General features: G+C 65.1%; 25 protein-coding genes. 15 read left to right on the top strand and 10 right to left on the bottom strand.

The window, feature by feature from the left end; all coding sequences use genetic code 11:
• Positions 1 to 11 precede the first annotated feature (11 nt).
• The 4 genes from FJ977_RS10425 (at position 12) to FJ977_RS10410 (ending at position 4,244) form a co-directional block, all read left to right on the top strand.
• Positions 12 to 485, top strand: a complete 474-nt coding sequence (locus FJ977_RS10425) for a DCC1-like thiol-disulfide oxidoreductase family protein (protein ID WP_140771026.1) — start codon at positions 12 to 14, stop codon at positions 483 to 485.
• A 79-nt stretch (positions 486 to 564) separates the two neighbouring features.
• Positions 565 to 2,277, top strand: a complete 1,713-nt coding sequence (locus FJ977_RS10420) for an SDR family oxidoreductase (RefSeq protein ID WP_140771024.1) — start codon at positions 565 to 567, stop codon at positions 2,275 to 2,277.
• A 346-nt stretch (positions 2,278 to 2,623) separates the two neighbouring features.
• Entirely contained in the window at positions 2,624 to 2,992 is a 369-nt protein-coding gene (locus FJ977_RS10415) for a YciI family protein (RefSeq protein ID WP_140771022.1), read from the top strand.
• A gap of 7 nt (positions 2,993 to 2,999) precedes the next feature.
• Complete coding sequence (locus tag FJ977_RS10410) at positions 3,000 to 4,244, top strand: RNA polymerase sigma factor (RefSeq protein ID WP_140771020.1); 1,245 nt, start codon at positions 3,000 to 3,002, stop codon at positions 4,242 to 4,244.
• Positions 4,245 to 4,348: 104 nt separating this feature from the next.
• Here FJ977_RS10410 and FJ977_RS10405 read toward each other — a convergent pair whose 3' ends face one another.
• The 6 genes from FJ977_RS10405 to hrcA all read right to left on the bottom strand — a co-directional run bounded on the left by FJ977_RS10405 (position 4,349) and on the right by hrcA (position 10,015).
• Positions 4,349 to 4,975, bottom strand: a complete 627-nt coding sequence (locus tag FJ977_RS10405) for a glutathione S-transferase family protein (protein WP_140771018.1) — start codon at positions 4,973 to 4,975, stop codon at positions 4,349 to 4,351.
• A 341-nt stretch (positions 4,976 to 5,316) separates the two neighbouring features.
• On the bottom strand, positions 5,317 to 6,297 hold the full coding sequence (gene cysK / locus FJ977_RS10400) for a cysteine synthase A (protein WP_140771005.1): 981 nt from the start codon (positions 6,295 to 6,297) through the stop codon (positions 5,317 to 5,319).
• Between the two features lie 179 nt (positions 6,298 to 6,476).
• Positions 6,477 to 7,094: a LysE family translocator gene (locus FJ977_RS10395; RefSeq protein ID WP_140771003.1), complete on the bottom strand. Its 618-nt coding sequence runs from the start codon at positions 7,092 to 7,094 to the stop codon at positions 6,477 to 6,479.
• 135 nt (positions 7,095 to 7,229) lie between these two features.
• Entirely contained in the window at positions 7,230 to 8,597 is a 1,368-nt protein-coding gene (locus FJ977_RS10390; protein ID WP_140771001.1) for a sorbosone dehydrogenase family protein, read from the bottom strand.
• Between the two features lie 98 nt (positions 8,598 to 8,695).
• Positions 8,696 to 8,893, bottom strand: a complete 198-nt coding sequence (locus tag FJ977_RS10385; RefSeq protein ID WP_013892036.1) for a hypothetical protein — start codon at positions 8,891 to 8,893, stop codon at positions 8,696 to 8,698.
• Between the two features lie 39 nt (positions 8,894 to 8,932).
• On the bottom strand, positions 8,933 to 10,015 hold the full coding sequence (hrcA, locus tag FJ977_RS10380) for a heat-inducible transcriptional repressor HrcA (RefSeq protein WP_140770999.1): 1,083 nt from the start codon (positions 10,013 to 10,015) through the stop codon (positions 8,933 to 8,935).
• Between the two features lie 179 nt (positions 10,016 to 10,194).
• Between hrcA and rph the strand changes: the two genes are divergently transcribed.
• Genes rph through FJ977_RS10355 form a run of 5 tightly spaced genes read left to right on the top strand, consistent with a single transcriptional unit; the run spans position 10,195 to position 13,501 of the window.
• A complete protein-coding gene (gene rph / locus FJ977_RS10375) occupies positions 10,195 to 10,911 on the top strand; it encodes a ribonuclease PH (RefSeq protein WP_140770998.1) in 717 nt (238 codons plus the stop codon).
• Between the two features lie 15 nt (positions 10,912 to 10,926).
• Entirely contained in the window at positions 10,927 to 11,337 is a 411-nt protein-coding gene (locus FJ977_RS10370; RefSeq protein ID WP_140770996.1) for a VOC family protein, read from the top strand.
• Positions 11,337 to 11,999, top strand: coding sequence for an RdgB/HAM1 family non-canonical purine NTP pyrophosphatase (gene rdgB, locus FJ977_RS10365; RefSeq protein ID WP_140770994.1), 663 nt, complete (start codon positions 11,337 to 11,339; stop codon positions 11,997 to 11,999). Before FJ977_RS10370 ends, rdgB begins: the two co-directional genes overlap by 1 nt.
• Positions 11,996 to 13,174: a radical SAM family heme chaperone HemW gene (hemW, locus tag FJ977_RS10360; protein WP_181179741.1), complete on the top strand. Its 1,179-nt coding sequence runs from the start codon at positions 11,996 to 11,998 to the stop codon at positions 13,172 to 13,174. The genes rdgB and hemW overlap by 4 nt, the downstream gene beginning before the upstream one ends.
• Before the next feature lie 3 nt (positions 13,175 to 13,177).
• Positions 13,178 to 13,501: a low molecular weight protein tyrosine phosphatase family protein gene (locus FJ977_RS10355; RefSeq protein ID WP_140770992.1), complete on the top strand. Its 324-nt coding sequence runs from the start codon at positions 13,178 to 13,180 to the stop codon at positions 13,499 to 13,501.
• Here FJ977_RS10355 and FJ977_RS10350 read toward each other — a convergent pair.
• From FJ977_RS10350 to FJ977_RS10340, 3 genes are read right to left on the bottom strand one after another with little or no spacing between them, the layout of a single operon-like run.
• Complete coding sequence (locus FJ977_RS10350) at positions 13,443 to 14,108, bottom strand: hypothetical protein (RefSeq protein ID WP_140770990.1); 666 nt, start codon at positions 14,106 to 14,108, stop codon at positions 13,443 to 13,445. The genes FJ977_RS10355 and FJ977_RS10350 overlap by 59 nt on opposite strands.
• A gap of 17 nt (positions 14,109 to 14,125) precedes the next feature.
• Entirely contained in the window at positions 14,126 to 14,314 is a 189-nt protein-coding gene (locus FJ977_RS10345) for a hypothetical protein (RefSeq protein ID WP_140770988.1), read from the bottom strand.
• 7 nt (positions 14,315 to 14,321) lie between these two features.
• Positions 14,322 to 14,507, bottom strand: coding sequence for a hypothetical protein (locus FJ977_RS10340; protein WP_140770986.1), 186 nt, complete (start codon positions 14,505 to 14,507; stop codon positions 14,322 to 14,324).
• A gap of 166 nt (positions 14,508 to 14,673) precedes the next feature.
• Here FJ977_RS10340 and rsmI point away from each other — a divergent pair, with 166 nt between their 5' ends.
• Positions 14,674 to 15,585 carry a 16S rRNA (cytidine(1402)-2'-O)-methyltransferase gene (gene rsmI / locus FJ977_RS10335; RefSeq protein ID WP_140770984.1) on the top strand — a complete coding sequence of 304 codons (912 nt, stop codon included), beginning with the start codon at positions 14,674 to 14,676 and terminating at the stop codon, positions 15,583 to 15,585.
• Positions 15,578 to 15,955 carry a YraN family protein gene (locus FJ977_RS10330; protein WP_172347700.1) on the top strand — a complete coding sequence of 126 codons (378 nt, stop codon included), beginning with the start codon at positions 15,578 to 15,580 and terminating at the stop codon, positions 15,953 to 15,955. The genes rsmI and FJ977_RS10330 overlap by 8 nt, the downstream gene beginning before the upstream one ends.
• A gap of 268 nt (positions 15,956 to 16,223) precedes the next feature.
• Here FJ977_RS10330 and FJ977_RS10325 read toward each other — a convergent pair whose 3' ends face one another.
• Positions 16,224 to 17,030 (bottom strand): undecaprenyl-diphosphate phosphatase, encoded by an 807-nt coding sequence (locus tag FJ977_RS10325; RefSeq protein WP_056573971.1) that lies wholly within the window; start codon positions 17,028 to 17,030, stop codon positions 16,224 to 16,226.
• A 160-nt stretch (positions 17,031 to 17,190) separates the two neighbouring features.
• Between FJ977_RS10325 and FJ977_RS10320 the strand changes: the two genes are divergently transcribed.
• The 4 genes from FJ977_RS10320 (at position 17,191) to mepA (ending at position 21,074) form a co-directional block, all read left to right on the top strand.
• Entirely contained in the window at positions 17,191 to 17,883 is a 693-nt protein-coding gene (locus FJ977_RS10320; protein ID WP_010912586.1) for a glutathione S-transferase family protein, read from the top strand.
• Positions 17,864 to 19,018: a tRNA epoxyqueuosine(34) reductase QueG gene (gene queG, locus FJ977_RS10315; protein ID WP_140770981.1), complete on the top strand. Its 1,155-nt coding sequence runs from the start codon at positions 17,864 to 17,866 to the stop codon at positions 19,016 to 19,018. The genes FJ977_RS10320 and queG overlap by 20 nt, the downstream gene beginning before the upstream one ends.
• Positions 19,015 to 19,917 carry an SDR family oxidoreductase gene (locus FJ977_RS10310; RefSeq protein ID WP_140770979.1) on the top strand — a complete coding sequence of 301 codons (903 nt, stop codon included), beginning with the start codon at positions 19,015 to 19,017 and terminating at the stop codon, positions 19,915 to 19,917. The genes queG and FJ977_RS10310 overlap by 4 nt, the downstream gene beginning before the upstream one ends.
• A gap of 62 nt (positions 19,918 to 19,979) precedes the next feature.
• A complete protein-coding gene (gene mepA, locus FJ977_RS10305; protein ID WP_140770977.1) occupies positions 19,980 to 21,074 on the top strand; it encodes a penicillin-insensitive murein endopeptidase in 1,095 nt (364 codons plus the stop codon).
• Positions 21,075 to 21,176 lie beyond the last annotated feature (102 nt).

Here is a 21,176-nt window from a genome sequence, read left to right as displayed (position 1 = left end):
CCGAGGCCAGCGTGACCGACCTTTCCCAGTCAAGTCCGTCCCCGTCCAATCGGCCCAACCCAAGCCGTCCCTCTGAACCCTTCGATACAAACCATCCGCTGATCGTCTTCGACGGCGTGTGCGTGCTGTGCTCCGGCTTCGTGCGCATGGTGGTCAGGCTCGATCGTCGAGACCGCTTCCGCTTCGCCACCGCTCAATCGCCCTTCGGCGAAGCGCTGTTCCGGCAATATGGGCTGCGCACGGACACTTACGAAACCAATCTCGTCCTTGTCGATGGCGCGGCCTTCACGCGGCTGGACAGCTTTGTCGCCGTGATGTCGGAACTCGGCTGGCCGTGGCGGGCGGCCAAGGTGCTGTCGCTGCTGCCGAGGCCGCTGCGCGACTGGCTGTATGATCGCGTCGCCAAGAATCGCTACGCCCTGTTCGGCAGGAGGGACAGGTGTGACGTCCCGTCGGCCGAACTGCGCGGTCGCCTGATTGGCTGATGCATGTCGCCCAGAAGTGCTTGGCGGTTTTGGGACAAAGCATGCATGAACTCAACCGTGGCTCTGGGGGGAGCAGTGCATGAAACTTCTCATCGTCGGCGGCTATGGCACCTTTGGCGGACGCATCATCCAATTGCTGGAGAGCGAGCCGCGCCTGGCCGTGATCGTCGCCGGCCGCTCCCTGGCCAAGGCCGAGGCCTGGTGCGCAAGCCGTGGCGCGGTCGCCGCCCGGCTGATGCCGGCCGCGTTCGACCGGGACGGCGATCTCGCCGGGCAGTTGGCGTCGCTGCGTCCTGATACGCTGGTCGACGCCAGCGGCCCGTTCCAGGCCTATGGCGAGGGCCGCTATCGCCTGATCGAGGCCTGTATCGCCGGCCGCGTCAACTATCTCGATCTCGCCGACGGATCGGATTTCGTTGCCGGCCTGCCGGCCTTCGATGAGGCCGCCAGGCGGGCTGGGCTGTTCGTGCTGTCCGGCGTCTCCAGCTTTCCCGTGCTGACGGCGGCAGTGGTGCGCCGGCTGTCCTGCGACATGGCACGCATCGACACGATCAAGGGCGGTATCGCGCCGTCGCCCTATGCCGGCGTCGGCGAAAATGTCATCCGGGCGATCGCGGGCTATGCCGGCCAGCCGGTCGCGCTGGTGCGCGACGGCGGCAAGGCGCAAGGCCATCCGCTGACCGAACAGATGCGCTACACCATCGCGCCGCCTGGCCGGGTGCCGCTGAAGAACACGCTGTTTTCGCTGGTCGACGTGCCGGACCTGCGCGCGCTGGGTGAGTTGTGGCCACAGGCGAAAACCATCTGGATGGGCGCCGGGCCGGTTCCCGAAATCCTGCACCGCGCCCTGATCGGCCTTGCCTGGCTGGTGCGCATCGGGCTGGTTGGCTCGCTGTCGCCGCTTGTCCCGTTGATGCATTGGGCGACCAACCGGCTGCGCTGGGGCGAACATCGCGGCGGCATGTTCGTCCTGGTCGAGGGTGCCGACAGGGCCGGCACGCCGGTCAAGCGCTCATGGCATCTTCTGGCGGAAGGCGATGACGGGCCATTGATCCCGTCCATGGCGGTCGAGGCGCTGGTCCGCAAGGCGCTCGACGGCCGTGTGCCGGCGGCAGGTGCCCGCGCCGCCGTGGACGATCTCGAGCTTGTCGATTACGAAGCCCTGTTCGCGGGCCGGACGATCTATCCCGGCTTTCGCGACGACACAGCCGCCAGCCCGGACAAACCGCTCTATGCGAGGCTGCTTGGCGATGCCTGGCAAGGCTTGCCCGATGAAATCCGAGCGATGCACGACCAAACGAAGATGGCGGAAGGCCGTGCCAGCGTCGAACGCGGGCGAAACATCCTTGGCCTGATGACGGCATGGCTGGTCGGGTTTCCCAAGGCGAGCGCGGACATCCCGGTTCGTGTCCGCTTCGACGTAGACGGGCAGGAAGAGACCTGGACGCGGACATTCGGCACGCACAGTTTCTCCAGCCGCCAGTTCGCGGGGCGAAGGCGCTGGCAACGCCTGCTGAGCGAGCGCTTCGGTCCGCTGACCTTCGCCATGGCGCTGGTGGCCGAGGAGGCCAAGGTGTCGCTCGTCCTGCGCGGCTGGAGCGTTCTTGGCCTGCCTTTGCCGATGTGGCTTTGCCCGCGGTCCACATCTTACGAAACCGTCGAGAATGGCCGCTTCCGCTTCCATGTCGAGATTTCGCATCCGTTCACCGGATTGATCGTGCGCTATCGCGGCTGGCTCGAGCCGGTGGATTCTCATGTCGCGAAGATGTCGCCTGATGCCGTTGCCAGCTAGCCGCAGGGCTCGGCGATTGGCGGAAACGCTTGTCATTTCGTCGTCCTAGGGGAGCAAGGAGCGAAGCGACGCGGCGCAGACCCCGGGATCCATGCCGCGACATCGACACCATCACAGCGGTGCAGAATTCGGCTCCGCCGCGCACGCCACCTCCCGCCATGGCATGGATACCAGGGTCTCAGCGACGCCGCTTCGCGGCTGCTCCGCCCTGGTATGACGAAAGGCTTGCACCGCGCCCGATCAGAGCCGAAAGATTTTTTCTGCGCCCTGTCGAAACCGGTCGCTGCCGCGCGACATACGTCTGGCCCCGCAAGGACGCGGCCGTCCAAACCACGGGAGAACACCCATGCGATACATACTTTTGATCAATGGCGACGAAGCCGCGCTGGCGAAAACGCCGGTCGAGCAGCTCCAGCAGATGAGCGCGGCCTACGCCACCTATACCGAAGCGTTGAAGAAATCCGGCGTATGGCTGGCCGGCGAGCGACTGCGCCCGACCCAGGCGACCACCTCGGTGCGGATCGCCGACGGCAAGACCCATGTGATCGACGGCCCCTATGCCGACACCAAGGAGCAGCTTGCCGGCTTCTATATGATCGAGGCGGCTGACATCGACACCGCCATCGAATGGGCGGCGCGCTGTCCGGCGGCCAGCACCGGCACGGTCGAACTGCGTCCGATCTGGGAATTGGCCGACTACATGCCACAGAAATGACGATGTAATGGACAGTCGCCCGGAGATCGCCCGGGCGGCCGCCGAGGCCGCCGCCCGGCAGAGTTATGGCAAGCTGGTTGCCTGGCTCGCGGCGCGCACGCGCGACGTGGCCGCGGCCGAGGACGCGCTGGCCGATGCCTTTGCCGCGGCGCTCGAACGCTGGCCGAAGTCGGGCGTGCCCGAGAAGCCGGAAGCCTGGCTGCTGGCCGTGGCGCGTCGGCGTCGTGTCGATGCGGTGCGGCGGCGGCTCACCCGGGAGGCCGCCCGCGATCATCTCAAGCTGATCGCCGAGGAGATGGAGGCGCGCATGACCGACGAAGATCTGCCCGACGAACGGCTGCGGCTGATGTTTGCCTGCGCGCATCCGGCGATCGAACCGGGCGTGCGGGCACCGCTGATCCTGCAGACCATCCTCGGCTTCGATGCCGCGACGATCGCTTCCGCCTTCCTGGTCTCGCCGGCAACGATGGGCCAGCGCCTGGTGCGCGCCAAGACGCGCATCCGCGAAACCGGCATTCCGTTGCGGGTTCCGGAGCGGGCCGAACTCGGCGAGCGGCTGGACGCCGTGCTGGAGGCGATCTACGCCGCCTTCGCCGAAGGCTGGTCCGATCCGGCCGGCACCGAGACGCGGCGCCGCAACCTCGCCACCGAAGGCATCTGGCTCGGCCGCCTGGTCGCCACGCTGATGCCGGAAGAGCCGGAAGCGCTTGGCCTGCTTGCACTGATGCTGTTTGCCGAGGCCCGCCGTGCCGCCCGGCGTAGCGCCGAAGGAGACTTCGTGCCGCTGGCCGAACAGGATTGCGGCCTGTGGGACCGCGCCCTCATCGATGAGGCGGAGGCGCTTCTGTCCCACGCCGCGACGTGCGGCGTCGTCGGCCGCTACCAGCTTGAGGCCGCCGTACAGTCCGCCCACGCGGCGCGACGGCTGACCGGCCGCACCGACTGGGTGGCGATCCGTGAACTTTACGACGCGTTGCTTTCGATCGCCGGATCGCCGGTGGTGGCGATCAATCGCGCGGTGGCGCTCGCCGAGGCTGAGGGCGCCATGGCGGGGCTGGCGGCGCTTTACGTGCTGGGTGACGACAAGCGGCTGAATGAGTATCAGCCTTACTGGGCGGCGCGGGCCGGTCTCCTTGCCAGGCTTGGCCAGGTGCCGCAGGCAACCGAAGCCTATGACAGGGCGATCGGCCTGGAACGCGATCCGGCGCTGCGCCGGTTCCTGCAAGGCAAACGCGCAGCGCTGCGAAACTGACCCTTAGAACAATTCCAGGAAAAGTGTGAACGGTTTTCCGTCCGGAATTGCGTCAAAACAAAGAGTTAGGGTAGTTCGCCGTTTCCATGAAACGGTGAACTGCTCTAGCCCGGCCACATCTCGTGCGACGTGTTGAGCGTCTTCAGCAGTGGATGCTCGCGCAGCTTCGCCCACAAGCGTTCGATATCAGGCCATGCCGTCCGCGCGGTTTCGATGTCGGGATGCCAGGCCACGAGCATGACGAGATAGATGTCGGCCAGCGACATCGCCTCACCCACCAGCCAATCACGGCCGCGCAAGGCGGCATCGAGAACGGTGAAGCCGCGGTCCATCTCGGCGATGGCCGCCTGCTTGACGGCTTTCGTGCCGTCGGCGTCGGCGGTGTAGCGATAGGCGTAATACAGCCGCAGGATAGCGGGGTAGAGCACCGACGACATGAACGCCATCCAGCGCAGGAACTCGACGCGGGCCGGCGCGTCGATCGCCGGCGCCAGGCTGGCCTCGGGATGGCGCTCCGCAAGCAGAATGCAGATCGCCGCCGATTCGGTCATCGAGCGCCCGTCCGGCAAGGTCAGCACCGGCACCTGGTTCAGCGGGCTGATGTCTAGGAAGGCCGGATCGGGCCGGTCGGTCTTCGGCACGTCGATCTGCTCGAACGGCGCGTTCGCCAGCGCCAGCGCGGCCTCGACGACGAAGCCGCCGCTGCTTGGACGGGTATAAAGCTTGTACATGAAAATCCTCCCCGACCTGCGCAACGCAGGCCCGGGCGATATGAACCGGAAGCAGGGTTCCGCTCAAGCCGGGTCACGGGCGCCACGGAAGGATTTTTCAGCGGGCCAGCGAGGATGGGTCACGACGCTGCCCTTCGCGTCGTCATCCACGGGCGGAGCAAGGAGCGAAGCGACGCGGCGCAGACCCGAGGATCCATGCCGCGACTTCAAAGCGCCGCGACGGTACAAAAATAGACCTTCACCCTGCACCGCGGCACTCCTCGGCCGCGATCACGGCATGGATCCCAGGGTCTGCGCGCCGCTTCGCGTCACTCCGCCCTGGGATGACGAAGCTGTTAGGCCTAAGCCCCCAGCCCTTCGAACAGGATCGTCGACAGATAACGTTCGGCGAAGTCGGGAATGACCACGACCAGGGTCTTGCCCTTGTTCTCTGGCCGCGAGCCGACGACGATTGCCGCTTGCAGGGCAGCGCCCGACGAAATGCCGACCGGCACGCCTTCAAGGCGGGCGACGAGGCGTGCATTGGCGACGGAATCCTCATTGGAAACCTTGACGATCTCGTCGTAGATCGTGGTGTCGAGGATTTTTGGCGCGAAGCCGGCGCCGATACCCTGGATCTTGTGCGGGCCTGGCTGGCCGCCCGACAGCACCGGCGAGGCTTCCGGCTCGACGGCGACGACATGCAGCGAAGGCTTGTGCTTCTTCAACACCTGGCCGACGCCGGTGATGGTGCCGCCGGTGCCGATGCCGGCGACGAAGATGTCGACCTCGCCCTGGGTGTCGTTCCAGATTTCCTGGGCGGTCGTCTTGCGGTGAATTTCCGGATTGGCGGGATTTTCGAACTGCTGCGGAATGACGGCGTTGGGGATCGTCGCGGCCAGCTCATCGGCCTTGGCGATGGCGCCCTTCATGCCTTTCGGGCCTTCGGTCAAAACCAGTTCGGCGCCGAGCAGCGCCAGCATCTTGCGGCGCTCGATCGACATTGTCTCGGGCATGGTCAGGATCAGCTTGTAGCCCTTGGCGGCGGCGGCGAAGGCGAGCGCGATGCCGGTGTTGCCCGACGTCGGTTCGATCAGCGTCGTCTTCCCGGGTGAAATCTTGCCTGCCGCCTCCAGCGCCTCGATCATCGCCACGCCGATGCGGTCCTTGACCGAGGCGATCGGGTTGAAGAATTCGAGCTTGGCCACGAGGTTGGCGACGATCCCCTTCTCCTTGGCGAACTTGTCGAGCCGTACCAGGGGCGTGTCGCCGATCGTGTCGGTGATGGAACTGTAGATGCGGCCGCGGCCGGGGGCGCGGGCGGAGGTGACGGGCTTGTTCATGGTTTCGCTCCCAGGATTTCAGGCAAGTGGCATTGCAGCCGGCAAGATAGGGCTTTCAGCCGCGCAACATAAGCTGTCGGCCGGAAATATCCGAGTGGGGCCTGTGTCTAAAACGCCGTCGTCCCGGAAAAGCATTTCGCGGAAAAGCCTGACACCGGAATGTTTTGGCTGAAAGGGTGCTACTGGCGGGCGGCGATCGCTGCTGCGGCGCCGACCATGAAGCCGGCGGCGGTACGGTTCAGCACCTTCAGCGCGCGCGGCGATTTCAGGAACCAGCGCGCCTTGGCGGCGAGCGCCAGGTAAGGGACCAGCACGACGAACAGGACGACGACCGTCAGCGCGGCGAGAATGCCGTAGTCCGCCAATGTGATGGTCTTCAGCTCGACGATGGTCGGCGTGATGGCGAGGTAGAAGATCATCGTCTTGGGATTGCCGAGCGTGACGGTGAGGCCGGCGATAAAGCTCGAAACCAGTCCGCCCTTGCCCTTCCTGGCCTCAACCGTTTCGGGCGTGATGCCGGCGGTCCAGAAGCGCCAGCCCAGAAACGCCAGATAGGCGACGCCGGCCCATTTGATCGCCAGGAACACCATGCCGAAGGTCTGCGCGACAAAGGCGAGGCCAAGCACCACGGCAGTCAGATAGGTGAGGTCGCCAACCATCAGGCCGAAGAACATCGCCAGCGACGAGCGGAAGCCGGAGCCAAGCGCACGCGCGACAAGCGCGGTGATGCCGGGGCCGGGGATGGCGGCGGCGATGCCAAGGGCGGCGCTGTAGGTGAGGAAGCCGGTGAGGGTCATGGTTTCGGTCTCGGATCGGAGAGCCTTGTCGCATGGCGCGGGCCACGGTTGAATTCCCTGGGGGTCGGAATCCATTGCACCAGACATCGCGGCCTTCACCCTGCGAGGGGGCCTGCGCCAGCCGGGCAAAATCCCTCAGGAGCGGGCACCGCCATAGGTCACGCGCCAGATGGTGCCGTTGCCGTCCTCGGTGACGATCAGGGCACCGTCGCTCGCCACCGCCACGCCCACCGGCCGGCCCCACACCTCGCCATTGGAGACCACGAAGCCGGTCATGAAATCCTCGTATTCGCCGGTCGGCTTGCCGTCCTCGAACAGCAATCGCACGACCTTGTAGCCGGTCCTGTTGCCGCGGTTCCACGACCCGTGCAGGGCCACAAAGGCGTCGCCCCTGTAGTCCTGGGGAAAACCGGTGCCGGCCGGAAGATCCTGGCGGTCGTAGAAAGCGATGTTGAGCGGCGCCGAATGCGCCTGCATCAGCACATCGGGAATGGTTGCCTTGCCGGCGAGATCGGGCCGCGCTCCCTTGTGGCGCGGATCCTCATTGTCGCCGATATAGTACCAGGGCCAGCCGTAGAAGGCGCCGTCCTTCACGGATGTTGCGTACTCGAACGGCACATTGTCGCCCAGCGCATCGCGCTCGTTGACGACGCACCACAGCGCCCCGGTCGCCGGCTGCACGGTCATGCCCGAACAGTTGCGCAGGCCGGTGGCGACGATGCGGCCGTTCTTGCCGTCCGGGTCGAAGGCCAGCACGTCGGCGCGGCCGTCCTCGGAACTCCATGTCGCGCCAAGCGGCTTCGACGTCACCCACGCTTCGAGGCCGCCATCCGGCGCCTTGCCCATGTCCTCGGCGATGTTCGAACCCGAGCCGACCGACAGATAGAGCGCCTTGCCGTCAGGCGAAAAGACGATGTCGCGCGTCCAGTGGTGGTTGGAGGGAATCTTGTCGACGATGGTTTGCGGCTCGCCGGCGGCCTTCAGCTCGCCATTGCGGTAGGCAAAGCGCACGATCCTGTCGCTGTTGGCGACATAGACCCATTGCGGGTCATTGCCCGGCGGATAGAAGGCGATGCCATAGGGTTGGTTGAGATTGCGGGCAAAGATGGCGTCTTCGGCAGGCTTGGCACTGTCCTTGGCCAGGCGATAGACGCGGATCTGGTTGGCTTCGCTGTCGGCGACGAACAGGTCGCCGTTCGGCGCGATGCGCACGACCCGCGGATTGTCGATGCCGGACGCGATCAGCTCGGCCGAGAACCCCGGCGGCAGTTGCGGCTTCGCGCCTGCCGGCATGTCGGCGAGCCCGGCGCTGTTCGAGGCGGATTTGGTGACATAGGGCTTCGGCAGGTCTTCCGGCTTGATCAGGCGACGCACGCCTGGCTTGTCGGCGCGCCAGTCGCCGAAGGCGGCTGGGCCCTTCAGCACCGGTTGGTCCGCCTGCTGTGCGAATGCCGCTGTCGTAAGAAAGAGCGCTGGAAGCACCAGGCCGGCCAATCGGATCATCTTGTCCTCCATCTGGTCGCGAAGGAAACCAACGGTAGGTCTGTCCAGAGGTTCCGCCTCATACGATGCGTCGAGGAAGCGAAAGACCGGTTTCCGGTCTATGTCCCGGCAGCGTAAAAATCGTCGTCGAGGCGTTTTTCCAGCGCGACGAGATCCGCCGGCAGCGGCAGGCCCATGGCGCGCATCTCCCGCAGTTTTTCGCGCAGCTGTTCCTGGATTTCGTGCTGGTCTTCCGGCTGGTTGACCATCTCCTCGAGCAGCAGGCTGATCCGGGCCTTGAATTCTTCGAGCGCCATTCTTTTTCTCCTTGCTGCCCGTCTCTTCTGTCCGGGGCGCTACCTTAACATGCGCGATATCAGCTGCGCGGTATAATCGACCATCGGCACGATGCGGGCGTAGTTCAGCCGGGTCGGGCCGATGACGCCGAGCGCGCCGACGACGCGGGCATCCTTATCGCGATAGGGCGCGACCACCAGCGACGAGCCGGACAGCGAGAACAGCTTGTTTTCCGAGCCGATGAAGATGCGCACGCCCGATCCCTGTTCGGCGAGATCGAGCAGCTGGATCAGCCCGTCCTGCGTCTCCATGTCCTCGAACAGATGCCGCAGCAACTCGATATCGGCCTGGGCGGTGACGTTTTCGAGCAGGTTGGCGCGGCCGCGTACGATCAGCCGCGCCGGCAGGCCGCTTTCGGCGCCCGCCCACACCGCAAGCCCCTTCTCGACAAGGTCCTGCGACAGCGTGTCGAGCGCGGCTCGCGTCTCTTCCTTGATGCGGGCGATCTCGGTCCGCGCCTCGGCCAGCGTGCGGCCGCGGATATGCGCGTTGAGGAAATTCGAGGCCTCGTGCAGCTGCGAGAGGGTGATGCCGGCGGGCAGCTCGACGACGCGGTTCTCGACATCGCCATTCTGCGACACCAGCACGGCAAGCGCCTTGGTCGGTTCCAGCTGGATGAATTCGATATGCTTCAGCGCCACCTCGTTCTTGGCGGCGAGCACCAGGCCGGCGCCGCGCGACATGCCCGACAGCATCTGGCTGGCCTCGGTCAGCATGTGCTCCAGCGTCGCGCCCGAGCCGGAGGCTCGCACCTGTGCCTCGATGGTGCGGCGCTCCTCGTCGGAAAGGTCGCCAAGCTCCATGAAGGCGTCGACGAAGAAACGCAGTCCGGCCTGCGTCGGCAGCCGGCCGGCCGAGATGTGCGGCGCATAGATCAGCCCGAGGTGCTCGAGGTCGCTCATCACATTGCGGATGGTGGCCGGCGACAGCGAGGAGGGCAGGATGCGCGACAGGCTGCGCGAGCCCACCGGCTCGCCGTCCCTGAGATAGGAATCGACAATGCGCCGGAAGATGTCGCGTGAGCGCATGTCGAGTGATTGCAGTGCAAGCGGTTGCGAACCCGGATCGATTGCCTTGGTCATTCGGCCAAAAACCTCCTTGTTCAGGATATAGACTTCGGCACGGTGGGCGCAACCCGGTGTCTGTGTCGGATCATCCCGGGTGTCTGGATCAGATCACCGGTCCGTTTTCCTTTGCGCGCTGCCCCCCATGCGTCTAAAAGCCGGCCACGATTCCGAAAAATGACTGGAAAGAAGCCCGAATGCGCCCCTCCAAACGCCAATTCGACGAAATGCGCGCCATCTCCTTCGAGCGCGGCGTCTCCAAGCACGCCGAAGGCTCGTGCCTGGTGAAGTTCGGCGACACCCATGTCCTGTGCACGGCGAGCCTCGAGGAGAAGGTGCCGGGCTGGATGCGCAATTCCGGCAAGGGCTGGGTGACGGCTGAATACGGCATGCTGCCGCGCTCGACCGGCGAGCGCATGCGCCGCGAGGCTTCGGCCGGCAAGCAGGGCGGCCGCACGCTGGAAATCCAGCGCCTCATCGGCCGTTCGCTGCGCGCCGTGGTCGATTTGCAGGCGCTGGGCGAACAGCAGATCACCGTCGACTGCGACGTCATCCAGGCCGATGGCGGCACCCGCACCGCCTCGATCACTGGTGGCTGGGTGGCGCTCCATGATTGCCTGCGCTGGATGGAAGCCCGGCAGATGGCCAGCGTCGCCAAGGTGTTGAAGGACCATGTCGCGGCGATTTCCTGCGGCATCCATGATGGCCAGCCGGTCATCGATCTTGACTATCTCGAGGATTCCTCGGCCGGCACCGACGCCAATTTCGTCATGACCGGCAAGGGCGGCATCGTCGAGATCCAGGGCACCGCCGAGGGCGAGCCTTTCTCGGAAGGGCAGTTCGCGGAATTGATGGGCCTGGCCAAGAAAGGCATCCAGCGCCTGGTCAGCCTGCAGCAGATGGCGGTGGCGTAAGCCATCGATTTTCTGGTGACCCCTTCCGCCATCCTTGAATCAGCCCTGTACGTCACCGATCTGGCGGCGGCGGAAGAATTCTATGTCGGCGTGCTCGGCCTCGACCTGCTCGGCAAGGTGAACGGCAGACATCTTTTCTTCCGCTGCGGGCCGGGCGTGCTGCTGGTCTTTAATGCCGAGGCGACCAGAATATCTCCGGCGCCGGATGCGCGTCTGAAAGTGCCGCCGCATGGCGCGACCGGCGAAGGTCATCTCTGCTTCGCGGCGACCGCTACGGAAATCGTGGCCTGGAAAGCCCATCTGGAGGCAAAAAGAATTGCCATCGAAAGCGAATTCGAATGGCCGCAAGGCGGCCGTTCGCTCTATATACGCGACCCCTCGGGCAATTCGATCGAGTTTGCCGAGCCAAGAATCTGGGGCCTTTGATGCATTCTCTTGATGGAAAGAAGATCGTCGTCGCCAGCCACAATGCCGGCAAGTTGCGCGAATTCGCCGATCTGATGGGGCCGTTCGGCTTCGAAGCGAAGTCGGCGAAGGACTATGGCCTGCCGGAGCCGGACGAGACCGGCACCACTTTCGAGGAGAATGCCTACATCAAGGCGCTGGCCGCGGCGGAGGCGACCGGCCTGCCGGCACTGTCGGATGATTCAGGCCTCTGCGTCGACGCGCTCGACGGCGCGCCTGGCGTCTACACCGCCAATTGGGCCGAAACCCCGGACGGCAGCAGAGATTTCGCCATGGCCATGCAGCGCACCGAAGTGGCGCTGCAGGAAGTCGGCGCTGCCCTGCCGGAACAGCGCAAGGGCCGCTTTGTCGCCGTCATTTGCCTCGCCTTTCCCGACGGCGAGGCCGAATATTACCGCGGCGAGGCCGAAGGCACGCTGGTCTGGCCGCCGCGCGGCGAGCTTGGCTTCGGCTATGATCCGGTGTTCTTGCCCAATGGTTTCGAAAAAACTTTCGGCGAGATGAGTGCCGAGGAAAAACACGGTTGGAAGCCGGGCCAGGCGACGGCGCTGTCGCACCGTGCCCGCGCTTTCCAGAAATTCGCCCAGGCGCGATTGAATTTGCCGGGATTGGGCTCGGCATGACTGGATCCGGCATGACCATGCCGCTCGACCGGGCGCCTGGCTTCGGCGTCTACATCCATTGGCCGTTCTGCGCGGCCAAGTGCCCCTATTGCGACTTCAACAGCCATGTCCGCCACCAGCCGGTCGACCAGGAGCGCTTTGCCGCCGCCTTCGAGGCGGAACTGGCGACGATGCGCCAGCGCACCGGGCCGCGCGAGGTGACCAGCATTTTTCTCGGCGGCGGCACGCCGTCGCTGATGAAGCCGGAAACGGTGGCCAGGGTCCTGGACGCCGTGGCCAAGAACTGGACGGTGCCTGATGGCATCGAGGTGACGCTGGAGGCCAACCCATCCTCCGTCGAAGCCGAACGTTTTCGCGGCTATCGGTCGGCGGGCGTCAACCGCGTCTCGCTCGGCGTGCAGGCGCTGAACGACAAGGATCTGCGCTTCCTCGGCCGGCTGCACAATGTCGACGAAGCGCTGCACGCCATCGGCCTCGCGCGGGAAATATTCCCAAGGCTGTCCTTCGATCTGATCTACGCCCGGCCCGGACAGACGCCGGAAGCCTGGGCATCCGAGCTCGAACAAGCGATCGGCCATGCCGCTGACCATCTGTCGCTCTACCAGCTGACCATCGAGGAAGGCACGCCCTTCCATGCGCTGCATGCGGCGAAGAAATTCATCATTCCCGACAATGACCACGCCGCCGACCTCTATGCGCTGACGCAGGAGATTACGGCCGCACACGGCCTGCCGGCCTATGAGATTTCCAACCACGCCAGGCCGGGCGCCGAGAGCCGGCACAACCTGACCTACTGGCGCTATGGCGAATATGTCGGTGTCGGTCCCGGCGCGCATGGCCGCTTCGTCGAGAATGGCCGCCGCACGGTGACGATAGCCGAGCGGATGCCGGAAACCTGGGCCAATCTTGTCGAGGCCAAGGGCCATGGCGTTACTGGTGGCGAGATCCTGACCCGCTCGGAAGAGGCCGACGAATTCCTGCTGATGGGACTGAGGCTCGCCGAAGGCATCGACCTCTCGCGCTACGAGGCGTTTTCCGGGCGCGGCCTGTCGAGCGCGCGGCTGTCCATGCTGCAGGGCGAGGGGCTGGTGGCGCCGATCGGCAATGCGCGGCTGCGCGCCACGCCGGCCGGCATGATCGTGCTCGACGCCGTGGTGGCCGACCTGGCGCGCTGATCCTTGAAAAACGTCCTTTTCGTCTGCAGCCAGAACCGCTTGCGCAGCCCGACCGCCGAGCAGGTGTTTTCAACACGCCGGGATATCGAGGTCGCATCGGCGGGGACCAACCATGATGCCGACACGCCGCTGACGCATGAGCTGGTCGCTTGGGCCGACATCATCTTCGTCATGGAAAAGGTGCACCGCACCAAATTGCAGAAGAAATTCAAGACGAGCTTGAACAAGGCCCGAATCATCTGCCTCGATATACCGGATAACTATGAATTCATGGATTTGGAGCTGATTGACCGTCTGAAGGCGAGCGTTTCACGCTATCTGGGGTGACAGATGGCTTGCCGCGCGCGCTTGGCGATGAAGCATCGGCCACCGCGCAATCCGGACCCGAGTCGACTTCAAAGAAGAAATCCTGATGGTGAAAATCGCCACCGTCCTCCCAGGATTGTTGGGTGAGGCCACAGCCCGCGTAGGAAAACACGTCGATTTTTGTGGCCCGCGGCGCCTGGATCCATTGCTCGCCAACTTTATGGAACATGTAGTGTGATGTGGCTGGATCGTCTGAACGCATATGCAGGTGGATGCCCGGCATCGCGAATTGCGGATCAATGTCCAGTTGCAGATAGGCGGCGGAGAGACCTTCGACGCTTATCCAGTCCCGGTTGGAAATAGGCTGATTGAACGCCGGATAGCGAATTCTCGCGAATTCCCGTTCCTCGGTTTCGCCGACCAGCACCCCTCGGAGCGAGAGTGTCTTGCCAAAGAGGCCACTGGCCGCCGTTGCCCTGAACTTGACCGTTCGTGGGCTTTGCGCGGCGGATGAAGAGCCGGCCTCTGCGTTGTTTCTTGTATTGGCTGAGGACGTGAAGGCGACAAGGCCGACCGCAAGGGCCAACATTCGCGGACCAATCAGCTTTTCAGTCGCGATGCGCTTCAATTTTGTCAGCGATCTCGTCAGGCGTCGTGCTTGAAACCGCGCTTGCCGCGATCCTTCTCGGCATGCGCCTCTCCGTTGCGGGCCGGTTTGGCGTCAGCCTTCTCGCGGCGAACGCTGTGCTGGTCGTTCATCGGATGCGGGGGCACGCCTTCCCTGGCGCTTTTCGTTTCAAGACGGGTGATGAAGATATCGAAGCGATTGGGCATCGTTCGGTCAGTGCTCCGTCGTGCTGTCTGGTTTGTTGTCGGAAAGCCTGACATTGGTGGGCAAGGCCTTGGCGGCCCGCTTGGTCAGGCTGGCGTCGTTCTCGGCAGGCAGGCGCTTGCCCCTGGGCAGGGAGGCGCTGTTGCGGCCGGCATAGTAGGGCGCGAACGCGTCCTGTATCTTCAGGCTGTCCATCCTGTCCTCCCTTGGGAATCAGGGCCTAAATCTGCCAAACCCGGTTTCGTTCCCTACTGTGGCGAAGGAATGGCGGTTACCTTACATCGGCGTGAGTTTTGCAAGCCGGCACCAGCCGTGCCAAACAGGATTGGCAGCCAAACAGGGCTGAACGGAGACGGCATCGGTGACTGGCGAGACGGGCAAGCGCAGCTATGTGGTCGGGCAGACCGAGATCGTGGCCCGTCCTCTCGAGCCGGCGCTCTATCTGGTGGCGACGCCGATCGGCAATCTCGCCGACATCACGCTGCGCGCGCTGGAGACGCTGGCCGCCGCCGACATCGTCGCCTGCGAGGACACGCGGGTGTCGCGCGTATTGCTCGACCGCTACGGCATCCGCCGCCGCACCACGGCCTATCACGAGCACAATGCCGGCGAGGCCGGGCCGAAGCTGATCGCGGCCCTTCAGGCCGGTCAGAGCGTGGCGCTGATTTCCGATGCCGGTACGCCGCTCGTCTCCGATCCCGGCTACCGGCTGGTCGGCGAGGCGATCGACCACGGCATTCGTGTCGTACCGATCCCTGGTCCGTCGGCACCGCTTGCCGCTCTGACAGCGTCCGGCCTGCCGTCGGACGCCTTCCTGTTCGCCGGATTTCTGCCCGTGAAATCAGGCCAGCGGCTGGCGCGGCTGGAAGCGCTGAAGGCCGTACCAGCAACGCTGATCTTCTTTGAATCGCCACGCCGGCTGGCCGAGTCGCTGGGCGCCATGGTCGAGGCGTTGGGCGGCGAGCGAAAGGCTGCCATTGGCAGGGAATTGACCAAGACCTTCGAGGAAATGCGTATCGGCACGCTGCGGGTGCTGGCCGACCACTATGCCGCGGCCGACACGCCGAAGGGCGAGGTCGTCGTCTGCGTCGGTCCCGCCGAGGCCAAGGCGGACGAGCCGGCGGATATCGACCGCCTGCTGTTGTCGCTTGCCGCCGAAATGCCGGCTTCCAAGGCGGCGGCGGAAGCCGCGAAGATGACCGGAGGCCAGAAACAGGCCCTCTACCGTCGGCTGCTGGAGCTCAAGGATGCTTCCGGAGAGGGTAGTGGCTGAGCGGCCGAGCGCCAGCCGCCAAAAGGCCTATCGGCGCGGCCATCGCGGCGAATGGCTGGCGGCGGCCGCGCTGATGCTGAAGGGCTACCGGATTCTCGCGCGCCGCCACCGCACCCGTTTCGGCGAGATCGACCTGATCGCGCGGCGCGGCGACCTGGTGCTGTTCGTCGAGGTCAAGGCGCGGCGCACGCTGATGGAAGCCATGGAGGCGATCAGCCATGAATCGGAGCGCCGCATCGAGGCGGCCGCCGACATCTGGCTGTCGCGCCAGGCGGATTACGGCAGGCTGTCGATGCGCTTCGACATGGTCGCGGTGCTGCCATGGCACTGGCCGGTGCATGTCGAGAACGCGTTTTATGGACGGAGTTAGGGGGAGGTCCCTCACGTCGTCATCCACGGGCGGAGCAGGAGCGAAGCTCCGTCGCGGAGACCCGAGGATCCATGCCGCGACCCTTGAGCGCTTCTACGGTGCAGGAAGTGGAAGACTTTTTCGCCGGATACAGCGCGCCTAGCAAGCTATTCTCGACCGCCGAGCTCCTCGATCCACGTCACGGCATGGATCCTCGGGTCTGCGCTGCGTCGCTACGCTCCTTGCTCCGCCCGTGGATGACGAAGTCGAGGAGGTCGCGGAACGCTCCTCACCCCCAAACCATCAATGCCAGCAACCCGACAATCCCCACCACCAGCCGCCACCAGCCGAACAGCGAGTAGCCGTTGCGCGAGACGTAATCGAGCAGGAAGCGCACCACGAACAGTGCGGTGACGAAGGCGGCGACGAAGCCGATGGCGATGATCGGCAGGTCGGCCGAGGTCAGCACGTTGCGGTTCTTGAACAGGTCGAAGGCAAAGGCGCCGACCATGGTCGGAATGGCGAGGAAGAAGGAAAATTCCGCCGCCGCCCGCTTGTCGACGCCCAGAAGCAGCGCGCCGACGATGGTCGACCCCGAGCGTGAGGTGCCGGGGATCAGCGACAGGCACTGGAAAAGCCCGATCTGCAGGTAAAGCCTGGTCGGGAACCGCTCGACGTCGCGATAGACCGGCTTCAGGTTCATGCGGTCCACCACCAGCAGGATGACGCCGCCGATGATCAGCATGATGCAGATCAGCCTCGGCGATTCGAACAGCACCGTCTTGATGAAGTCGTGCGCCAGCGCGCCGATGATCGCCGCCGGCAGGAAGGCGATCAGGATGCCGATGACGAAATGCCTCGTCAGCCTGTCATGCGGCAGGTCGAGCAGCATCTGCCACAGGCGGCGGAAGTAGACGCTGAGGATCGCCAGGATCGCACCCAGCTGGATCAGGATCTCGAAGGCCTTGCCGGTCGAATGGAAGCCCAGGAAATGGCCGGCAAGCAGGATATGGCCGGTCGAGGAGACCGGTATGAATTCGGTCAGCCCCTCCAGCAGGCCGAGCAGCAGGGCTTCGACGAAGGTCTGGCTTTCCATGGCTACCTCGGCTTTTGCGCGACGGCTAACAGAACGGCTTGCTTGTCATGGCGTTGAAGTGCCCCTATAGGTCGCAACACCCTGACGGCCCGCTAACCGGGCGGCCAAGACTTACCGGTGCGCCCGGCGATTCGCCAGTGCGCTTTATCATCGCGGAACCATGCTGACGCTTTTCCACCATCCCATGTTCGCAACTTGCCGCTTCGTCCGCCTCGCCTTTGGCGAGTATGGCGAGGAGCTGGCGCTGATCGAGGAAAAGCCGTGGACGCGGCGCAAGGAGTTCTTGGCGCTGAACCCGGCCGGCACGCTGCCGATCCTGCTCGCCGAAGGCGACGTGCCGATCGTCGGCGCGACCGTGATCTCGGAATATCTCGACGAGACGCGCGGCGTCTTGAAGCGCGACAAGCGGCTGTTCGCCGAGGACCCGATGCAGCGCGCCGAAATCCGCCGGCTGATCGACTGGTACTTGAACAAGGCCGAAAGCGAAGTCACCCGCCATCTGGTGCGCGAACGCGTGCTGAAGCCGATCATGCCGGAAACGGCCGGCGGCGGTTCACCCGATTCGGGCGCCATCCGTGCCGCGCGCGCCAACATCCGCCAGCATATGAAATACACCAACTGGCTGGCCGGCACCCGCCATTGGTTGGCCGGCGGCAGGGTCACCTATGCCGATCTCGCCGCCGCCGCGACGCTGTCGGTGCTCGACTATCTCGGCGAGATCGATTGGCGCGAACACGCCGCGGCGCGCGAATGGTACACCAGGGTAAAGTCGCGGCCTTCCTTCCGGCCGCTCCTGACCGACCGCGTGCGCGGCCTGTCGCCGGTGTCGCACTATGCGGACCTCGACTTCTGACGCCGCAAAACTGCGCGCGCTGATCGACGCGGAGGCGCATCGCGCCGGCTTCGATGCCATTGCCGTCACCTCTCCCGATGCGATCCCGCTGGCTCCGGCCCGCCTCGCCGAATTCGTCGCCGACGGCTTTCACGGCTCGATGGACTGGATCGCCGAGACGCTGGAAAGGCGCAGCGAACCTTCCACGCTTTGGCCTGAAGTGCGCTCGATCGTCGTGCTGGCGATGAATTACGGCCCCAACCATGATCCGCGTGACCTGCAGGCCCGGCACGACCGGGGCGCCATCTCCGTCTATGCGCAGAACCGCGACTATCACGATGTGATGAAGGGCCGGCTGAAGGAGATCGCCGGCAAGATCGTGTCGCGCGCCGGCGGCGACGTGAAGGTCTTCGTCGACACCGCGCCGGTGATGGAAAAGCCGCTGGCGCAAGCCGCGGGGCTCGGCTGGCAGGGAAAGCACACCAATCTGGTCAGCCGTGAGCACGGTTCCTGGCTGTTCCTCGGCACCATCTTCACCACGGCCGAACTCACGCCCGACCGGGCCGAGATCGACCATTGCGGCTCCTGCCGCGCCTGCCTCGACGCCTGCCCGACTGATGCCTTCCCCGCGCCCTACCGGCTCGATGCGCGGCGCTGTATTTCCTACCTCACCATCGAGAACAAGGGGCCGATCCCGCATGAATTCCGCGAAAAAATCGGCAACCGCATCTATGGCTGCGACGATTGTCTGGCCGCCTGCCCCTGGAACAAGTTCGCCCAGGTAGCCTCCGAAGCAAAGCTCGCCGCGCGCGCCGATTTGCGCGAACCGCCGCTCGCCGAGCTGTTGCAGCTGGATGACGCGGCCTTCCGCGCCTTCTTCTCCGGTTCGCCGATAAAGCGCATCGGCCGCGACCGTTTTGTCCGCAACGTGCTGATCGCCGCCGGCAATTCCGGCGATGCCGGGCTGGCCGGCCCTGTCGGTGCACTGCTCGGCGACGCCTCGCCGCTGGTTCGCGGCGCGGCAATATGGGCGCTGGCGCGGCTGGTATCCGATGCCGAATATGCCGAGCGGGCCGCGACCGGCCTGAACACCGAAAGCGATGGCGTCGTGCGCGAGGAATGGCGCCTGGCGCGGCCAGACAGGACGCATGCATGAGCGAAAAACAGGTCTTCATCTTCGGCGCCGGCTATTCCGGCAAAGCTTTTGCCCGGGCCGGCAAGGATGCCGATGCGATCCTTGGCACGACGCGGTCAGAGGATAAATTCAATGCGTTGCGCCAGGCCGGCATCGCCCCGCTGCTGTTTGATGGCGCGCTGACGGGCGAAATCGGCGAGGCGCTGGAGAAAACGACGCATCTGGTGATTTCAGTCGCCCCGGAAGAGGCAGGCGATCCCGTGCTGAATGCCGTCCGCGCCGCGATCGCGGGGATGCCGGCGCTGCAATGGATCGGCTATCTCTCCACGGTCGGTGTTTACGGCGACTATGGCGGCGCCTGGGTCGATGAAACGGCCACGTGCCGGCCGGTGTCGAAACGCTCCGTCATGCGCGTCGAGGCTGAGCAGGACTGGCTGAAGCTCGGCGAGCATATCGGCCGGCCAGTGGCGATCCTGCGCCTGTCCGGCATCTACGGTCCGGGCCGCAATGCGCTGGTCAACCTGGAAAACGGCACCGCGCGGCGGCTGGTCAAGCCCGGCCAGGTGTTCAATCGCATCCATTGCGACGATATTGCCGGCGCGCTCTGGCAACTGATCGGGGGCAACACAGGCGGCATCTTCAACGTCACCGATGATGAGCCGGCGCCGCCGCAGGATGTCGTTGCCTACGCCGCGTCGCTGATGGGCGTCGAGCCGCCGCCGGAAATTCCCTTCGACACCGCCCAACTTTCGCCCATGGCGCGGTCCTTCTATGGCGAGAACAAGCGTGTCGCCAATGCGGCGATCAAGGCGTCAGGCTATCGCTTTCGCTTTCCCGATTACCGCGCCGCCTTCGACCATATGTGGGCAAGCGGCGACTGGCGCGACGGCGAGGCGCGCAGCCCGATGAAGCGCGGATGATCGAAGCCTGGCGGCCGACGTGCTATGATTCGGTTTCGGGATTGCGGTGGGGATCCGGTTTCATGAACTCAGCGATGCGTCCATATTTCGGCAGATCGTCACGGTTGGCGGTCGCTCTTGGCCTGATTGCCCTGACCGGTCTCGCCGCGCAGCCGGCACGCTCCGAGGAACGGGCAAAAGACCTGTTCGGCGCCGAAAAGCTGCCGGCAGCGACCGCGGCGCAGTCGATCGGCTTCTATTCCAAGGGCTGTTTTGCCGGCGGCGTCGCCATTCCCATGGATGGCCCGAACTGGGAAGTGATGCGCCCCTCGCGCAACCGCCGCTGGGGCCATCCGGCGATGATCGCCGTAATCGAGAAGCTTTCACGTGATGCCGCCGCCGATGGCTGGCCGGGCTTGCTCATAGGTGACATTTCGCAGCCGCGTGGCGGTCCGATGCTGACCGGCCACGCCTCGCACCAGATCGGCCTCGATGCCGACATCTGGCTGACGCCGATGCCCAGCCGGCCGCTGTCGATCGCGCAGCGCGAATCGATGAGCGCTACCTTGATGGTCGACGAGAAGACGCATCTGGTGAAGGACGCGCTGTGGAAGCCGCAGCATACGGCGCTTTTGAAGCGCGCCGCGAGCTACCCCGAGGTCGAACGCATCCTGGTCAATCCGGGCATCAAGAAAAAGCTCTGCGACACCGTCAAGGGCGACCGCACCTGGCTGCGCAAGATCAGGCCGTTCTGGGGCCACGACTATCATTTCCACATGCGCATCGGCTGCCAGCCGGGTTCGCCCAACTGCAAGGGGCAGGAGGCGACGCCGGATGATGACGGCTGCGGCAAGCCGCTGGCCTGGTGGTTCACGGAAGAACCGTGGCGTCCCAACAAGAACCCGGACGCGCCGAAGGCACGCGACGTGATGACGATGGCCAACCTGCCCAGGGAATGCCGCGCCGTGCTCGACGCGCCCGGTCCGGCCTCGGCCGAGGCGGCGACCTATCACGGCGGCGCCATGCCGGTCGCGGTGGCGGCACCCGAACCGGAAGCATCGTCGTTGCCCGCCACCACGGCCGCCGGCACAGCCGGCCTGCCAGGCGCGCTGAACGCCTTCACGTCGACGCCCGAGGTCGGCGTGCCGGTGCCACGGCCACGGCCGCCCGCGAACTGATCGTCGCGGCGGCATCGGCGGCCTCAATCGGTTTAGCATCGCGTTTTCCGCGAAATAGTGGCCGTTTGGCCGCAGAACCTTTCCCTGCGCATCACCCGGTTC

The sequence above is a fragment of the Mesorhizobium sp. B2-1-3A genome (assembly GCF_006442655.1).
Classification (GTDB): Bacteria; Pseudomonadota; Alphaproteobacteria; order Rhizobiales; family Rhizobiaceae; genus Mesorhizobium.
The sequence above is the reverse complement of the archived record's forward strand: the minus strand, read 5'-3'. Positions and strand labels throughout refer to the sequence as shown.

Bases quoted from the DNA above. Each gene is read 5' to 3' on its own strand.
- cysK (WP_140771005.1), bottom strand. From the start codon at position 6,297: ATGAACAAGCCCGTCACCTCCGCCCGCGCCCCCGGCCGCGGCCGCATC.
- mepA (WP_140770977.1), top strand. From the start codon at position 19,980: ATGAACTCAGCGATGCGTCCATATTTCGGCAGATCGTCACGGTTGGCG.
- FJ977_RS10405 (WP_140771018.1), bottom strand. From the start codon at position 4,975: ATGTACAAGCTTTATACCCGTCCAAGCAGCGGCGGCTTCGTCGTCGAG.
- FJ977_RS10325 (WP_056573971.1), bottom strand. From the start codon at position 17,030: ATGGAAAGCCAGACCTTCGTCGAAGCCCTGCTGCTCGGCCTGCTGGAG.
- queG (WP_140770981.1), top strand. From the start codon at position 17,864: ATGCGGACCTCGACTTCTGACGCCGCAAAACTGCGCGCGCTGATCGAC.
- FJ977_RS10395 (WP_140771003.1), bottom strand. From the start codon at position 7,094: ATGACCCTCACCGGCTTCCTCACCTACAGCGCCGCCCTTGGCATCGCC.
- FJ977_RS10345 (WP_140770988.1), bottom strand. From the start codon at position 14,314: ATGCCCAATCGCTTCGATATCTTCATCACCCGTCTTGAAACGAAAAGC.
- FJ977_RS10390 (WP_140771001.1), bottom strand. From the start codon at position 8,597: ATGATCCGATTGGCCGGCCTGGTGCTTCCAGCGCTCTTTCTTACGACA.
- FJ977_RS10310 (WP_140770979.1), top strand. From the start codon at position 19,015: ATGAGCGAAAAACAGGTCTTCATCTTCGGCGCCGGCTATTCCGGCAAA.
- FJ977_RS10410 (WP_140771020.1), top strand. From the start codon at position 3,000: ATGGACAGTCGCCCGGAGATCGCCCGGGCGGCCGCCGAGGCCGCCGCC.
- FJ977_RS10385 (WP_013892036.1), bottom strand. From the start codon at position 8,893: ATGGCGCTCGAAGAATTCAAGGCCCGGATCAGCCTGCTGCTCGAGGAG.
- FJ977_RS10415 (WP_140771022.1), top strand. From the start codon at position 2,624: ATGCGATACATACTTTTGATCAATGGCGACGAAGCCGCGCTGGCGAAA.
- FJ977_RS10340 (WP_140770986.1), bottom strand. From the start codon at position 14,507: ATGGACAGCCTGAAGATACAGGACGCGTTCGCGCCCTACTATGCCGGC.
- rph (WP_140770998.1), top strand. From the start codon at position 10,195: ATGCGCCCCTCCAAACGCCAATTCGACGAAATGCGCGCCATCTCCTTC.
- hemW (WP_181179741.1), top strand. From the start codon at position 11,996: ATGACTGGATCCGGCATGACCATGCCGCTCGACCGGGCGCCTGGCTTC.
- rdgB (WP_140770994.1), top strand. From the start codon at position 11,337: ATGCATTCTCTTGATGGAAAGAAGATCGTCGTCGCCAGCCACAATGCC.
- FJ977_RS10320 (WP_010912586.1), top strand. From the start codon at position 17,191: ATGCTGACGCTTTTCCACCATCCCATGTTCGCAACTTGCCGCTTCGTC.
- FJ977_RS10420 (WP_140771024.1), top strand. From the start codon at position 565: ATGAAACTTCTCATCGTCGGCGGCTATGGCACCTTTGGCGGACGCATC.
- hrcA (WP_140770999.1), bottom strand. From the start codon at position 10,015: ATGACCAAGGCAATCGATCCGGGTTCGCAACCGCTTGCACTGCAATCA.